Annotated in this window: 9 protein-coding genes; 5 read left to right on the top strand and 4 right to left on the bottom strand. The window is 59.1% G+C overall.

Annotated features, from left to right (window positions below):
* Positions 1-696 precede the first annotated feature (696 nt).
* From AB4043_RS12480 to AB4043_RS12490, 3 genes are all read left to right on the top strand, one after another.
* Complete coding sequence (locus AB4043_RS12480; RefSeq protein ID WP_442303477.1) at positions 697-1,863, top strand: hypothetical protein; 1,167 nt, start codon at positions 697-699, stop codon at positions 1,861-1,863.
* A 165-nt stretch (positions 1,864-2,028) separates the two neighbouring features.
* Positions 2,029-3,153, top strand: a complete 1,125-nt coding sequence (locus AB4043_RS12485) for a sensor histidine kinase (protein WP_442303478.1) — start codon at positions 2,029-2,031, stop codon at positions 3,151-3,153.
* Complete coding sequence (locus AB4043_RS12490) at positions 3,150-3,935, top strand: LytR/AlgR family response regulator transcription factor (RefSeq protein WP_442303479.1); 786 nt, start codon at positions 3,150-3,152, stop codon at positions 3,933-3,935. Before AB4043_RS12485 ends, AB4043_RS12490 begins: the two co-directional genes overlap by 4 nt.
* A 496-nt stretch (positions 3,936-4,431) precedes the next feature.
* On the opposite strand, the gene AB4043_RS12495 is transcribed toward AB4043_RS12490, so the two are convergent.
* From AB4043_RS12495 to AB4043_RS12510, 4 genes are all read right to left on the bottom strand, one after another.
* Complete coding sequence (locus tag AB4043_RS12495) at positions 4,432-5,592, bottom strand: hypothetical protein (RefSeq protein ID WP_442307179.1); 1,161 nt, start codon at positions 5,590-5,592, stop codon at positions 4,432-4,434.
* A gap of 84 nt (positions 5,593-5,676) precedes the next feature.
* Positions 5,677-7,047: a M28 family peptidase gene (locus tag AB4043_RS12500; protein WP_442307180.1), complete on the bottom strand. Its 1,371-nt coding sequence runs from the start codon at positions 7,045-7,047 to the stop codon at positions 5,677-5,679.
* Positions 6,938-10,249 carry a carboxypeptidase regulatory-like domain-containing protein gene (locus AB4043_RS12505; protein WP_442307181.1) on the bottom strand — a complete coding sequence of 1,104 codons (3,312 nt, stop codon included), beginning with the start codon at positions 10,247-10,249 and terminating at the stop codon, positions 6,938-6,940. The genes AB4043_RS12500 and AB4043_RS12505 overlap by 110 nt, the downstream gene beginning before the upstream one ends.
* Positions 10,250-10,477: 228 nt before the next feature.
* Positions 10,478-12,010, bottom strand: a complete 1,533-nt coding sequence (locus AB4043_RS12510) for a diguanylate cyclase (protein ID WP_442303483.1) — start codon at positions 12,008-12,010, stop codon at positions 10,478-10,480.
* 446 nt (positions 12,011-12,456) lie between these two features.
* Here AB4043_RS12510 and AB4043_RS12515 point away from each other — a divergent pair, with 446 nt between their 5' ends.
* Positions 12,457-12,945 carry a (2Fe-2S)-binding protein gene (locus tag AB4043_RS12515; protein ID WP_442307182.1) on the top strand — a complete coding sequence of 163 codons (489 nt, stop codon included), beginning with the start codon at positions 12,457-12,459 and terminating at the stop codon, positions 12,943-12,945.
* Positions 12,932-15,082 carry a molybdopterin cofactor-binding domain-containing protein gene (locus AB4043_RS12520; protein ID WP_442307183.1) on the top strand — a complete coding sequence of 717 codons (2,151 nt, stop codon included), beginning with the start codon at positions 12,932-12,934 and terminating at the stop codon, positions 15,080-15,082. The genes AB4043_RS12515 and AB4043_RS12520 overlap by 14 nt, the downstream gene beginning before the upstream one ends.
* Positions 15,083-15,542 lie beyond the last annotated feature (460 nt).

Here is a 15,542-nt window from a genome sequence, read left to right on the forward strand (position 1 = left end):
CTCCCACTCCACTGCAAACCGGGCACGCTCTTCCAACACTCCGCTCGCTCTCCAACTCTTCCAACACTCCGCTCGCTCTCCAAGGCATGCCAGACTTCTACACGCCTCCGCTCGACCTCGCGAAAGTGTTACCTATGTCCCCGGTCTAATCTGTTACCCATCTGCCCGGTCTGTACCGCTTTGTACGGCACGGCTAAAGCCGTGCCCTTAAGCAAGGCATTCGCACCTTTGGTGCGAAATGGTTGCGCTGCGCGCAACGGAGCAATCCGGTGAAGCGCTATCCGCGCATCCGTTCGCGCGCAGCGCGATGTTTTGCTTAAGGGCATGGCTTTAGCCATGCCGTACAGAAGCGCTAAATGACTGCGGCTTTAGCCGCTGAGGGCAATGTGTTGTATCACGTGTAGTGATTCCACTGACCCACCCTAGCGTTACGAACATCCCACCCATCGCGATGCGATGGATGGGACACCCAGTTTTGTGGTCAGCAACAAAGCAGGTTCTTCGCATAACCACCCCAGCCAGCAAAGCTGGCCGGGGACCCCGTCCGCTCAGGATGACAAATTACATTCGGCCGTCGAGCCGTTTCGCAACTTGCCTGTCCGGTCTGCAACATTTCAGAAGACGGGTCCGTAACTCCCGCATAGGCTCGGGCGCATGCAAACTCATTCGCCAGCGCTCCTTTCGGAATGCGGTTCGTTGTATCGCCGCCGGTTCTCTCTCTGGATACTTCTAACCTTCTTTGTCCTGGCTGCTGAGCAACTTGCTTACGCGGCCGATACGATCAAGGTCCCCATGACCAATGACGGCTGGACGGTGACGGCTGGCGCCGTTGACTTCGCCGAGTACATGGGCCGCCCGGCGATCTCCCTGAAGGCCGGCAACTATGCCAAACACATCCCCACCGGAGCGGCCGTGTTGAAGTCGGTCAACTTCCATAACGGCACCATTGAGTACGACGTTGTCGCCACCGGAGGCATGGGTGCGGGCTTCATCTTCCGCCGCGCCGATAAAGATAACTACGAGATGTTCTACCTTCGCCCTCGCCCGAAGTGCGACAGCGCTCCAGACTGCATTCAGTACGCTCCGGAGACGCATGGTGTCCTGCTCTGGGATGTCTTTCCGCAGTACCAGGGACCGGCGCCGTTGCAGCAGGATGGGTGGAACCATGTGAAGCTCGTGGTCAATGGCAAGCGGATGAACATCTTCATCAATGGAGCCGCGGCACCGACGTTGAAGATCGGCCGTCTGGAAGGGGACGTGGATGAAGGCTCCATCATGATTGAAGGCCCCGGCATCTTCTCCAACATCACCGTCACTCCGGATGCAACCGAAGGCCTCACCGGCGAGCCGGAGAAAGACGATACCGACGCCGACAACCGCTACGTGCGCCACTGGCAGCTCTCATCCTTCTCGAAGCTCGAAGCGAATACGGCGCCTGCGTACGCCGGCATGCCTGCCGTCTCCGCGAAGTGGATGCCGATTGACGCCGAACGCGACGGCTTCATCAATGCCAGCCGGGTATATGGCGTCCCGGCCGACCGGCCTGCACGGTCCGTCGTTTGGCTGAAGACCACCATCCACTCCAGCAAAGCGCAGGCAAAACATCTCTCCTTCGGATGGCTCCGCGAGGCCTTCGTCTATGTCAACGGAGACCTGGTCTTTGCCGACAAGAATCTGTACATGCAGGCTGCGTCTGCACGCAAAGCGCCCGATGGCCGACTCTCGCTCCAGAACGGAGATTTGACGCTGCCGCTGAAGGAAGGCGATAACGAAGTGGCAATTGCAATCGTCAACGACTTCTATGGATGGGGCATCAAGATGCACCTGGACGATACGGACAACATCACCCTTGCTACACGGTAGAAGGCTAGAGCATTTTTCCTGTTGCTGGGTATCCCGAGAGGAACGTGCAGCGGCGTTTTCATTGCGGAAAACGTCCATAGATGCACACGCCCTGCACTACACCCACAGGAAAAATACTCCACGCGGTAAGATTGGCCGGGACAGAAATGCAGCCAAGGAGGTGTGGTGATCGAAACGCAACCCCGATCTTTCGCTGACAGCCGCCTGATGGCCACACGCTGGGGCCGCTGGCTGCTGGCGGTTCCGCTCTGGAGCCTCCTTGGTCTGTTGTTTGCTTTGCCCCAGCTGTCCACTCCCCAACGGCACACCATGTTGCTGATGTCGATGGCGCAGTGGTGGTCATGGGGATTGGTCACTCCCCTTCTCTTCTGGGTCGACGACCGCCTGCCATTGCGGGAGCGGCAACTGGGGCTTCGCATCCTGGCGCAGGTTGTTCCCAGCCTGCTGCTCACCACCTTCTATCTTTACGTTGCTACGGCGATGCGTGCTCTGATGGGTATATCCCATTGGAGCGCACTCGCCGGGACGCGCCTGATCGTCAATGCCTTTACCGGCGGCATCCTGTGGAGCTGGTTGATCTACTGGCTGATCTTCGGCGCGCGCCAGACCTTTCTGTACTACAAGCACTATGTCGACAGCGAGCTGCGGCTGGAGCGGATGGAACGCAGCTTCTCACAGGCGCGGCTGAATGCGCTGCGTATGCAACTGGATCCTCACTTCCTGTTCAATGCGCTCAACGCTGTCTCTTCCCAGGTGGAGCGGGACCCTCGCCTGGCGCGCCGCATGATTGAACACCTGGGCGACCTGCTGCGCCTGTCGCTTGAGTCAAGGGACAGGCAGGAGGTCCCGCTGGTGGAAGAGATGGCTTTTCTGGATCACTATGTCGCGATTCAGAAGATCCGTTTCGGCAACGCGCTGCACATCGAGACCTGTATCGATCCCGAAGTGAAGTACGCCCTGGTTCCCTGCTTCATCGTGCAGCCTCTGGTGGAGAACGCGATTCGTCACGGCATCTCGCGGCGTGCTGCGGGCGGCTCCGTGACGGTGACGGCGCAACGCTGTGCGGAGCAGGTTGAGATCCGCATCGCCGACGATGGCGTTGGGCTGCCGCCGGAGTGGTCACTGGAGACATCCGCGGGTCTGGGGCTCTCGGTCACTCGCGAACGGATTACAACGCTGCACAACGGAGCGAGCAGTTTTTCGGTATCGCGTCGTCCCACAGGCGGAACTGAAGTTGAGATCGTGCTTCCGCTCAGGTCTGCGAACGAGAACGGACAAGGGGAGGCATGACGTCACAGTCTTCGGAACGGCTGCGCGTGCTGGTCGTCGACGACGAGGCTCCCGCGCGTCAACGTATTGTCGATCTGCTGAAGAAGGATGCCCAGATCGAAACCGCGTTGGAGGCGGGTGATGGCCTGGCGGCGGTAGAGGCAATCGAACGCGAGGCGCTGGATCTCGTCTTCCTCGATGTGCAGATGCCGGAGCTTGATGGCCTTGGTGTGATCGAAGCGATCGGCGCCGAGCGCATGCCGCTCACCATCTTCGTCACGGCCTACGATCAGCATGCGATCCGCGCCTTTGAAGCGAACGCGCTCGACTATCTGCTGAAGCCGTTCAGCGACGAACGTCTGGAAGCCGCCGTTGCCCGCGCCAAAACCCGCCACCAGGAACGCAACATACAGGCACTGGGAATGGGCATGCTGCGTATGGTCGCCGCGGCGGGACCGTCAGGGCGCAGCATCGATCGCCTGGTCGTGAAGTCTGCGGGGGTGACGCGATTTCTTCGTGTCGTAGAGATTGACTGGATTGAAGCGGCGGGGGTGTATGCCAACCTGCATGTGGGCGGGAAAGAGATTCTCTATCGTGCCAGCCTCAACGAACTTGCGGAGAGTTTAGATGCGATGCGCTTTATCCGCGTCCATCGATCGGCGATTGTGAATATCGACAGCATTCTTGAGCTGCACTCGATGTCGCATGGCGAGTTTGAGCTGGTGTTGAAGGATGGTCATCGTTCCCGTGTGAGCCGGACGTATCGTGCGGAGTTAGAGAAGAGGTTGGGGCAGTCGTTGTAGTGGGAGAGAAGCACTACGTTGTAATCTGGATTCGGGTGGAGCAATAATAGAGCCCATTCCTATTGAGCAAGAAGATGTGTTGAGCGCTGAAGGCGCGACCTATATCAGCCTGGGGCAGCGCCCCAGGTGCTGGGATGGAGAAATGGTTAGAGGGCTGAAGGCCCGATCTATAATCCCCAATCGTCATAAACGGAACGTTCGTGAAACCCGTTGTATGCCTGTCGAAACGACACGGTCGGATTGAAGACTGTTATATAGGGCGGGCCTTCAGCCCTTTAACATCTTGTGGGCACCAAAACCTGGGGCGTTGCCCCAGGCTGGTATAGAGCGCGCCTTCAGCGCTTGATTCTCCGTAGGGCCGATCTGTGACCGGCATGAGAAAGATCGGGCGCACTGTGTCAGCGGGCAGAAAGCCCGCTGCTCCCAACTGGTTCGTGACATCCCGCCCACCCTAGCGTTGCGAGGGTGGGGCACCCGGGTAGGGGAATGAGATCCTCTACGGCATCAGCACAAAGTTCTGAATTGCGATCTTCGAGCCTGCGAGCGCACGGTCGCGATCGGGAGCAATCACCAGCGTGATCTCGTCGAACTGGTGATGCCTAGCCGCTGCGGGCAGCTCAAAACGCATCGATTCATGCACCGGTGGACGCGTCAGGGAGATGTGTTTGACCTGGCTTGAGGGAATCACGATGCTGCCGAGCGAGATCGATTGCCGGTTCTTGAGTGAAGTATCCTTCAGCCGCACCTCGAGACGAATGATTCCCGGGCGTGCATCGCCGTTCAGCAGCTCCACCCGCAGTGCATGGCAGCAGTCCAGGCTGACGGGGCTGGGCAGGAGCTGGTGCGCCTCCATCTGCAAAGGGTGTCCATCGGTCGAACGGACGTTCTCCTTGATGGGATCGCCGTGCTGAACCCTGGCATCCCGCCTCGGTTGCAGGTCAGGATGTTTGAAGTACCAGTAGACTCCGTCGAAGGGAATCACGACCGGCTTGGCGAGCGCCATCGAGAGCGATGTCTGGTCGCTCTTGGTTGGCGGCTCGATACGCGGATGCGGCTTTGGCGGCAGCATCAGTATGACGCCGGAGTAGCCACTACTCGGGACGCCCGCCTGGATGGATTTGATGACCGGCGGCCGGATAGCGAGCAGTCCATTCAACGACTGCACACCATAGGCCCGCTGCAGAAAGGGCGTAAGCGCAGTCGCCAGCAGGAAGAAAGCGGTTGCAGTCTGCAGGAAGGCGGCTTTGGAGAAACGGCGGCGCTGACGGCGCAGGCGATCGGGGCGAACGATGGGATGACCGAGCAGCAGAATCAGAAGGCAGATGGAGAACAGGCCTGCCGCCATCCATGGGCTGCCGCTCATCAGAGATGCAATGCCTGCCTGTRTGGCCACAACGACGGCTACGTATGGCAGGAGCGTCCGCCACAGCGGCACGACCGTCTCGCCCTGGAAGAGCTGCCGGGAAGAGTGCGTGATCGGGCTCTCCGGTTCGGATCTTTCAAAACGGTCATTCCACAGCGCGAGATAGATGATGGCATTCGCGCACGCCCAGGGCACGATGCAGCAGAGCCAGAGGGAGTGTTCTGCATTCAGCAGCGAGACCAGCGGCAGCCACACAATCGCAGCCCAGATATGCGAAATCACGAGCGAATCCATCTTGCCTGTATTTTCACGTTTGCGAAAGTGCTTAAACAAGAAAAGGCCCGGCAACGAGCGCCGGGCCTTTTCTTGTATTGTTGTTTACTTGGTGGCCGGTTCAGGAGTTGGATTGCGCGGCAGCATCTCGGCGCGCGTGGCCGTGTTGTACACGAACCAGGCTTCAACGGCCGCTCCTTGCATCACATCCCCCTGCTGCACTCGGTCGTAAAGATCCATGTTGGAGTGGTGCGTGCGGGTACCGTACTCCAATGGATCCTGCATGAAGCCGTATCCGTTGAGGCCGATCCAACTGAAGGAGGTGGAGTCGGTGCCGCCGGGCTCGCGGGTGGGCGGAGCGGTGGCGCCGATGACCGTGGTGATCTCAAGGTCCTTCAAGGGAGCGATCCACTGTTCGAAGATTCCCTTGGTCAGCAGGTTGCCGTTGGCGGAGATGCCGCGGAAACGTCCGCTGCCCGAGTCGTCGTTGTAATACGCGTCGAGCTTTGCATACTCCGGCGTCAGCTTCATGGTGTCGCGCGGAGCGAAGTGCTGCTGGACATAAAACTTCGATCCCAGCAGTCCCTCCTCTTCCCCACCCCACAGGGCGATGCGCACGGTGCGAGCCATCGGCTTGTGCAGCGAGGTGAGAATGCGGATGGCCTCAATGGCGACCGAGGATCCGGTGCCGTTGTCGGTGGCTCCGGTGCCTCCCTGCCAGGAGTCGAGGTGGCCGCCCAGCATCACAACCTCGTCGGACTTCGACGTGCCGGGAATCTCACCAACGACATTGAAGCCCATCTGGTTGTCCTTATAGGTGGTGGTCTCGATATCGAAGGTCAGTTTGGGCGTCATGCCATGCTGCAGCAGACGGACAACACGGTTGTAGTGCTCCGGCGTGATGGCCACCATCGGCGGAGGAACGGGATCGTTCGGATCCTGTGATCCGCCCCAGGTAGCGAAGACGGTACCGCCATCGCCGTTAGTCCCATAGTTGACGGCGACCAAGGCGCCTTCATCGCTGAGGAATTTGCTGGTGTCGTTGCGCAGCTTCAGAGCAGCGTTGCGATCGACAGGCACAGGAGCCGGCCCGCGTGCAGGAGCTCCGCCGAACCCGCCCATGCGGGAAGGATCGGGAATACGCGTGCGGGCCGCGATCTCCTCGTCCGTAAGGCGATGTGCTTCGGCCTCGGTGTGCATGGCAATCACCTTGGGATCGGCGATGAGCACCACCTTGCCCTTCAACTTGCCTTTGTATTTGGCGAAGTCGGCCTGCGAGTGGATCGGAGCAAGTATCGCCTCACCGGTCACGGGTCCGTTGGTTCCCGGAGTCCAGGCCAGCGGGAAGCCGATCAGAGGAGCGTAGTTAGGCTCTACCAGAGCTCCATAGAACTTCTTGTACTGCCAGGAGTTGCCGAAGGGACCCCAGGGCTCGAGGTGAACATTCTTCAGCCCATAGGATTCGAGCCGCTTCACGATCCATTCGGCCGCGGCGCGATGGTTCGGCGATCCGTTGACGCGAGGACCATAGACATCGCTCAAGTAGAAGAGATGCTCCATGACCTGCGAGTTGTTGAAGGCCTGCCACTTGATCTGGTTCAGGACTGGCAAAGTTGTTCAGGTTGAAGACGTTGAAGATCTCCGCACGGAACTCGCTCATTACCCTCTCGGTCACGGGAGTGCGCTTGATCAGAGAAAAATCAACCGTGTGGAAGATCGGCCCCGAGAATGCGTCACGCCTCAAGTTGCCGTAGGTAAAGTTTGCCGGCTGGCTGAAAGCAACGCTTGCGGCCTGCAGGTACCGATACGTACGGCCGGTCGAAGAGCTGGTGGCAAGCTGCGTACCGCCTACATACGGGCTTACACCATTCCAGTTAGGACGATTCTTCAGCTCGCCGGTTCCGTCGACGTTGGTGGAGTACTGTGGGTTGATAGGCGTTCCTGAGGTGAACTGTACCAGCGCATTCACCTGGTAGCCCTGCGTGATCCGCTTGGCTTTGTCAGTGAACTTGGGCAGCGTATAGTAGGCGAACCCGTTCAGTACGTGGCGATTGTCAAAAGTGCTTGGACCGTAGTCAGCCTTCAGGTCATAGCTATTCATCGGCGTGGTATTGCTCGACGCATAGTCCAGCGACTTGGACCAGGTGTAGTTGAAAGTTGTGATTAGCCCCTTCCAGGCCGCCTGCTTGATGGTGGTCTGCAGCGAATGGAAGTTTGAGTTAGCGGCAAAGTTCAACTGGTTGATGGCCAGCAGCTTCTGCCCCGCAAACTTGGAGCTCATGTTCGGGAAGGTTGTCTGCTGGTAGGGCCGTGCATTCGCCAGAGAGACGCCCGCCGCCAGGTCGCTGATCTTCGGCTGGTTGATGTTGTACAGCACTTCCAGATGACGTCCGAAGGTGCCGACGTAGCCGATGGTGAACAATGTCGTGCGCGAGAGCTGCTGTTCGATATTGAAGCTTATCGTCGAAGAGCGCGGCATCTTAAAGTTCTGGTTGACTCCATAGGCGCCTACCTGAGGAGCTGTAGAGCTGGCAAACGGATTGACATTCACCGCCCACCGGACGTTGGTTTGGTTGAAGATCGCAGCAGCATCGGGCCCCGCCGGATTGTTTTGCGCATACGCTGCGCCGCCGTTGGTGGTGGTACCGGAGATCCAGCTGCTCATCGCCGGGAAGTCGTAGAACAAGCCGTAGGAGCCACGAAGGACAGTGCGGTCGTTATCGAACGGCGAGTAGGAGAAGCCGACACGCGGAGCGGCGCCGGAGAAGTAGTTCGGGTAGTAGCCCTTGTTGAAGCCAGGAGCGGAGCCGGACGTGGAGCCGGGAACGAACATATAGATATCGTCCGCCTCAGCATTGATCACACCCGGAACCGTATAGCGCACACCAAGGTTGAGATTCAGGCGCTTGTTGAGTTTGATGTTGTCCTGTGCCCACAGATCTTCTGTGTTCAGAGTCCACACACGCTGCGCGTTGCCCTGCAGCAGCCGGGCGCCCGAAGAGTTGGAAGGCATGCCGGCGATGAAGTCTGACAGTGCGCCAAGCGCCGTACCCGAGCCTCCCCACGGACCACGCGTACCGTCGAAGGCAAAGGTGCCGCGGGCGCTGGAGAAGTAGAGCTGGTTGACGTTGGAGTGGCGGAACTCTCCGCCGAACTTCATGTCATGGCGGCCAAGCGTCCAGTGCAGGTTATCCGTCACGTGACCGGTGACGTCGGTACGGCCCGAGGGCTGCGTCGCGCCGACGGTATCAAACTGCGACATGGTGATGGTAGGCGAACCCGCGGCGATGATGCCCGACAGGCCGAGATTCAGGCCGGCGTTTTGCTGCGGATATAAGCCCTGGTTGGCGTCATTGAAGGTCTGCAGAAAATAGTTCGTGGCCAGGGTAACCTGGTTCAAAACGCGCGGTGTGATGGTGTAGGTATCCACAACCGAGAAGTTATGGATGTGCATCGGCGCGGTCTGGAAGTAGTCCGCGTAGTACGACGAGGTAGGCGCGGTCTGCTTGCCGGTGGTTCCCAGATAGCGGGCCGACAGCGTATGGGCATCGCTGAAGTGATGATCGATCTTCAGGATTCCATTGAAGCTGTTGTAGTTCGCCGTGTTGCTCATGATGATGTTGTTCGCCGTAGCTGTGGCGGACTTGGTATTGGCGGGATACAGCACCTTGTACAGATTCAGGCTGAGCTGGTTCGCGGCATAGGGAGCGTTCGTCGTCGGATCGGTGTACTTGGCGATATTGGCCGTCGCAGCCGTAATCCATGGATCGGAGACGACCGTGTCGACGATGGCCGTGTTTGCCTTGGCAATCTGCACTTCACCGGCGATGAAGAAGAAGGTACGGTCTCTCCAGATCGGTCCGCCCACAGTAAAGCCGCCCTGGTGATTACGAATCAGCGGCTTCTTGCTGCCGACCGCGGCAACCGGTGAGATTGCCGCGAAGTACTCGTTCCGGTCGAAGTAGAAGAGATCACCATGCAGGCTGTTGGTTCCTGACTTGATCACCATGTTCGAGTTCGCACCGGCGTTGCGGCCCTGGTCGGCCTCGCCGCCAGACTGCATGGAGAACTGGTCGATCGCCTCAATCGGAATGAGGCCGCCGGCAACGCCGGCGATACCGCCCTGGTTCGAAGCAACAATACCGAGCCACGGATCGACGTTGTCGGCGCCATCCACCTGGAAGTTGATGCTGGCGGTACGCGAACCGTTGACGGAGTTGGTGAGAGCGCTGGCGCCGGGAACGAACTTCACCATCTGGGTGAAGTTACGTCCGTTCATCGGCATCTCCTGCACTGACTTGGAGTCGACCACCGAAATCAATGCGCTCGAGATGGTATCGGTCTGAATCGCGTCGGCCGTGACGTCGACGATCATGTCCGTACTGCCGACAGCTAACTCAACACGAAGAGTCGTCGTTTTGGAGACGGCGATATCGATGTCGTCAATCTTTTTCGTGGCAAAGCCGGAACTGCTGACGTTGAGTGAGTACTTGCCGACGGGAAGCTCGGTGAAGGTGAAGTCACCGGTGCCTGTTGTTGTTGAGTTCAATACCGTGCCGGTGGCGGGATTGGTAAGAACCACTTTGACGTTTGCCAGCACAGCGCCCTGAGCGTCTGTGACATTGCCTGAGAGAGTGCCGCGGAAGGTCACGTATCCTGTCTGCGCCGGAGGACGCATTCAGGCGCTCTTTAAAGACATCGACAAAGATGCAGAGCGAACGTGTGTTGACCGTTGGTTCGCAAAGGGCAGTCCAAACTGGCTGAATTGTGAAACGAATTAGATGTACTTTACGAAGGGTGTCGAAGTAAGTCAAGCGTTCCGGCGCTTGATATTTGCGGCCTGTGACGTTTTATCAGGCACCTTCCGTAGATCTACTGCTTGCGATAAGAAGAACGTACCGTAGCTCTACTGAATGCACCGCGTCGGCGGGACTGCGGAACGCAATGCTTCTTCTGAAGCGTACGACCGCTGCACCGAGCTGAAGGCTGCCTGGTTGCGACCGTTTCGCTTTGCCTCATACAAGCCGGCGTCGGCGACCGCAAGCAGAGTAGATGTCGTCATTCCAACCTGCCACCTTGCCACACCGACGCTGATCGTTACCCCATGCAGCGCGCCTTCGAGCATGGGAATGGCGTTGCAGATGCGGGTCGCAAGCATCAGAGCGTTTTCGGGCGAGGTATCGGGAAGCAGGATGGCGAACTCTTCTCCGCCATAACGGCATATGTGATCTGAACCGCGGAACAGCCGCGGCAGCACCATCCCGAACTCGCGCAATACCTCGTCTCCGAAGAGATGGCCCTTGGCATCGTTCATCTCCTTGAAGTGGTCGATATCGAGCATGATCAGCGAGAGCGGCCGCCTGCTTCGCGCAGCGTAGGAGACGCATTGTTCCAGCCACTGGTCAAAACATCTGCGGTTCGGAAGTCCGGTCAGAGTATCGGTAATGCTGAGTTTGCCGAGCTCAATGGTCGCCGCCGTCAGCTCTTCCTTCTTGCGTTCCAGTTGTTCTTCGTAGAGCCTTTCACGGGTTACGTCGATTGCGATGCCGGCAAGGAAACGCTCGCCATGCGCATCAGTAAACGGAAACTTATAACTCTTCCAGTAGATGTACTCACCGCGCGGACCGGGAGACCGTTCTTCCTGCTCCACCGCATGGTTCCCGTTCAGAACAGCAAGATCGGTCGCGCGATACTCATCGGCCAGATGCGCGGGCCAGATCTCGTGATCTGTCTTATTGAGCCATTCCTTGTTGGTCACGCCATACAGCGCAGCAAGCCGGCGGTTATAGAAGCGCATACGGCCCTCTGCATCCTTGATGAAGGCGACGATAGGACTATGGTCCATGAACGCGCAGAACCGGTCGTTGCTGGATAGAAGATCTTTGGTGAGCGCCTCAGTATTCTCAACCAGTTGTTGCACCTGCTGCATGCGCTGCCGCAGGGCGATCTGTGCCTCCACCTGTTTGGCTAACATCCGCAGTGTCTCAATCTGGTCCGCGCTGAATGGGCGTGGAACCAGGTCGACGGCGCACAGCGCGCCAAAGCAGAACCCATTGAGATCGCGCAGCGGCACGCCGGCGTAGGCCCGCAGGTGCGGTTTGCCCACAACAAACGGGCTCATGCTAAACCGTTCATCCGCTGTAAGATCGGGCACGATCAGAGGGATGGTCTGCCGGATGGTGTAGGTGCAGAGGGATCCCTCGCGCGCCGTCTGCCGGCATGCCAGTCCCTGCACCGATTTGAACCATTGACGATCTGTATCTACCAGAGAAACAAGAGCGATGGGCACTTCGCAGAATCGGGTCACCAGCGCCGTAATGTCGTCGAATGACTCTTCCGGATCGGTATCCAGTAGCCCACTGGCATGCAGAGCCGCCAAACGGGCTGACTCGAGCAACTGGGCCGCTAATGTTCCATCGGGATCGAGAATCTTCGGCATCTTTCCAACTCTGGAAGAGCTCTTCGGCAGAGGCGCGCGAATTCTTTAGCTGCATCGCAAAAAAGATTAAAAAAAATAACTTCTCTTCCCGTCGGCAAAGCAATCCGTAGCGGCCCGTACATGAAATCACCTAGGGTCCTGAGTCATTAATTCGCTAAAAATATTTAGCGACTGCGGATTTGGTCCTGAGGAAGGCGGTTGAGCCATCGTAGATGGACTTCATCCAGCTTGACGGGTGGGAGCAGCGGGCTTCAGCCCGCGTCTCCCACCCGTTTCGAGCTCCGCTCGAATAGTTCACCCCGTCGAACCAAGTTCGCCGGGCTCCGGTACGAAATGGGTGCAGGAACGCCCCCTCTCTATGCAGGCCTTATCGTTTGTCAGCTATCATGGCACTTCCGGGCCAGCTTCGATGAGTTTTGGTGCAAGCCTGTTGCGAGGTGAATCTCATGCCATTCCAGCTCACTATTAATCGGAAGCCCAGATCGGTCGACGCACCGGCCGATATGCCGTTGCTCTGGGTTCTGCGCGACGTCCTCGACCTGAAGGGCGCCAAATATGGCTGCGGGATCGGGGCGTGCGGCGCCTGCACGGTCCTGATGAACGGAGAGGCGGTGCGTTCCTGCCAGATCCCGGTCTCGGCGGTAAAAGGCAACATCACTACCATTGAGGGCCTGGCGGAGGACGGCAAGCTGCATCCGCTGCAAAAAGCGTGGGTCGACCTGGATGTCGCCCAGTGCGGTTACTGCCAGGGCGGACAGATTCTGAGCGCAGCGTCTCTGCTGGCAAAGAACCCTCATCCTACCGACGCCGACATTAACTCGGCGATGACCGGCAATATCTGCCGCTGCGCCACCTATARCCGCATCCGCGCGGCGATTCATCAGGTTGCCGGGGATTCCGCCACCAAAGAAGGAGGCAGCCATGCCGGTGCTTGAGAAGTTCGCTCAATATGACGCCGAGATGCAGGCTCTGATCGCCGAGGTTGAGACCATCTCGCCCGCGGCGGTGACGACCATTGGCCGGCGATCTTTCCTGAAGCTGGCCGGACTGGCCGGCGGCGGTCTGGTGCTCGCCTTCAACCTCGATACCCGCTCGGCCAAGGCTGAGACGGCGGCAACGCCAGACGCGGCGACTACGGAGATGAATGCGTTTGTCCGCATCGCTCCCGATAACACCGTGACCGTCTACTCCAAGGGCCCGGAGATCGGCCAGGGGATTAAGACGGCCTTTGGCCTGATCATCGCCGAGGAGCTGGACGCTGACTGGAAGACGGTGAAAGTCGACCAGGCTGCTATCAATCCCAAGGTCTATGGCTACCAGGGCGCGGGTGGGTCTACTTCGATTCCGCGCGGATGGGACCAGTTACGCCAGGCCGGAGCGACGGCGCGCGCCATGCTGATTGCCGCTGGCGCGAAACAGTGGAACGTTCCGGTAAGCGAGTGCACAGCCTCGGAGAGCACCGTCGTCCATACTCCCTCGAAACGCAAGCTGACCTACGGTGAGCTGGCCAAAGCCGCAGCGGCACAGCCGGTTCCCRATGTCGCGAAGGTTCCGCTGAAGACACGCGCCGAGTACAAGCTGCTGGGCAAGCGCTACACCGGCGTCGACAACCTTAAAGTAGTGACCGGTCAGCCGATCTTCGGCATCGATGTCACCATGCCGGGCATGGTGTATGCCAACTACACCAAGTGCCCCGCGGTGGGAGGCAAGGTAAAGTCCGCCAATCTGGACGAGATCAAGAAGCTACCGGGAGTGCTCGACGCCTTCGTACTCGAAGGCACCGGAAGCCCCGCCGAGGTGATGCCGGGCGTCGCCATCATCGCCAAGACAACCTGGGAAGCTTTCAAGGCTAAAGCTGCCCTCAAGGTGGAGTGGGATGAGAGCTCGGCCTCGAAGGACTCGCTGACGCAGGCTGCGGCCAAGGCCAAGGAGCTCGGTCCCAATCTTCCAACGCCCGCAACCAACATCGGCGATGTCGATGCAGCCTTTGCCGCCGGCAAGGTGGTGGAAGCAGCCTACGACTACGCCATGGTCTCGCACCAGCAGCTTGAGCCGGAGGTCACCACCGGCTGGTGGCACGACGGAACCATGGAGCTGTGGACACCCAGCCAGCAATCCGACCGCGGCCTCAGCCAGGTCATCAAGATGCTGAACCTTCCGGAAGACAAGGTGACCGTGCACCAGACCCGCGCCGGTGGCGGCTTTGGCCGCAGGCTGGCCAATGACTACATGTGCGAGGCCGCGGCCATCGCCATGAAGGTCAACGCTCCGGTCAAACTACAGTGGAAGCGCGAGGATGACTTCGCGCACGACATGTTCCGCGTGGGCGGCTATCACTTCCTGAAAGGTGCAGTGAAGGACGGCAAGCTCACGGCCTTCCAGCAGCATCTCGTTACTTTCTCTGCTGACGGCAGCCGTCCGGTCTCCGGCGGTGCGCGCAGCAACAACAGCTTCCCTGTCGATATCGCTCCGAATGTCCGTTATGCCGTCAGCCTGATGCCGCTGCAGATTCCCTGCGGCCCATGGCGCGCGCCGACGGATAACACGCAGATGTTCGTGATCGGCAGCTTCCTGCATGAGCTCTCGGTTGCCGCTGACTGCGACCACGTCACCTTCCTTCTCGACTGGCTGGCGCGTCCGCTGGCTGCTCCGACGAGCGGTGGACCGCCGCCTGATCCGAGCCGCACCTTCAATCCCACGCGCGCTGCGGGTGTGGTGAAGCTGGCCGCGGAGAAGTCCGGCTGGGGTAAGAAGCTGCCTGCCGGTCATGGTCTGGGTCTTGCGTTTGGCTTCTCCTACGGCGGACACATTGCCGAAGCGGTGGAGCTGAGCGTCGATGCGAAGAAAAAGATCACTGTACACAAGATCACGGTGGCCGCGGATATCGGTCCCGTCATCAACCTGAGCAGCGCAGAGAACCAGGCACAGGGCGGCGCTATCGATGGTCTGTCGACCGCGATGGGGCTGGAGATTGGCGTGGAACAGGGCGCAGCGCTTGGTAATGCCCTCTTTGCGGCGACGGGTGAACGGGTGAGGACGATGCCGTTCAAACGAGCTGGGTATACGATCTGATGTGACAGAAAAGCCGCCTTATCGGCGGCTTTTCTGTTTGTGTGTCGCTAGTTGCGTAGAGAAGAAGTACAGTGGGTGCCCCATGTCCCCATAGGGACATGGGACGTTCGAGCGAAGCTCGAATCAGGTGGGTCTTAGCTTCACCGTTTATGCCGTTAAAGCGCTGAAGGCGCGTTCTATACCAGCCTGGGGCAACGCCCCAGGTTTGGTTCCCGCAAGATGTTAAAGGGCTGAAGGCCCGCTCTATAATTCCGTGGCTCCGTACCCACCCTAACTCCGTGAGGGTGGGGCACCCGGTCGAGGATGAACCGTCGTTCGAGAGATCGCGGCATTGCGCGATTGGTGATTATAGGTCGGGCCTTCAGAGTCTGTGTGAGTACTTGCTTTTCGGGGTTATTTATACGAGAAGAGAGTATGTCACGGTATTTGCCCTATTCGCCGGAGCAAGGGTACCTGGTGC

The organism is Terriglobus sp. YAF25, assembly GCF_052113305.1.
Lineage (GTDB): Bacteria > Acidobacteriota > Terriglobia > Terriglobales > Acidobacteriaceae > Terriglobus.

Coding starts and splice junctions, on each gene's coding strand:
- AB4043_RS12490 (WP_442303479.1), top strand. CDS start 3,150: ATGACGTCACAGTCTTCGGAACGGCTGCGCGTGCTGGTCGTCGACGAC.
- AB4043_RS12505 (WP_442307181.1), bottom strand. CDS start 10,249: ATGCGTCCTCCGGCGCAGACAGGATACGTGACCTTCCGCGGCACTCTC.
- AB4043_RS12510 (WP_442303483.1), bottom strand. CDS start 12,010: ATGCCGAAGATTCTCGATCCCGATGGAACATTAGCGGCCCAGTTGCTC.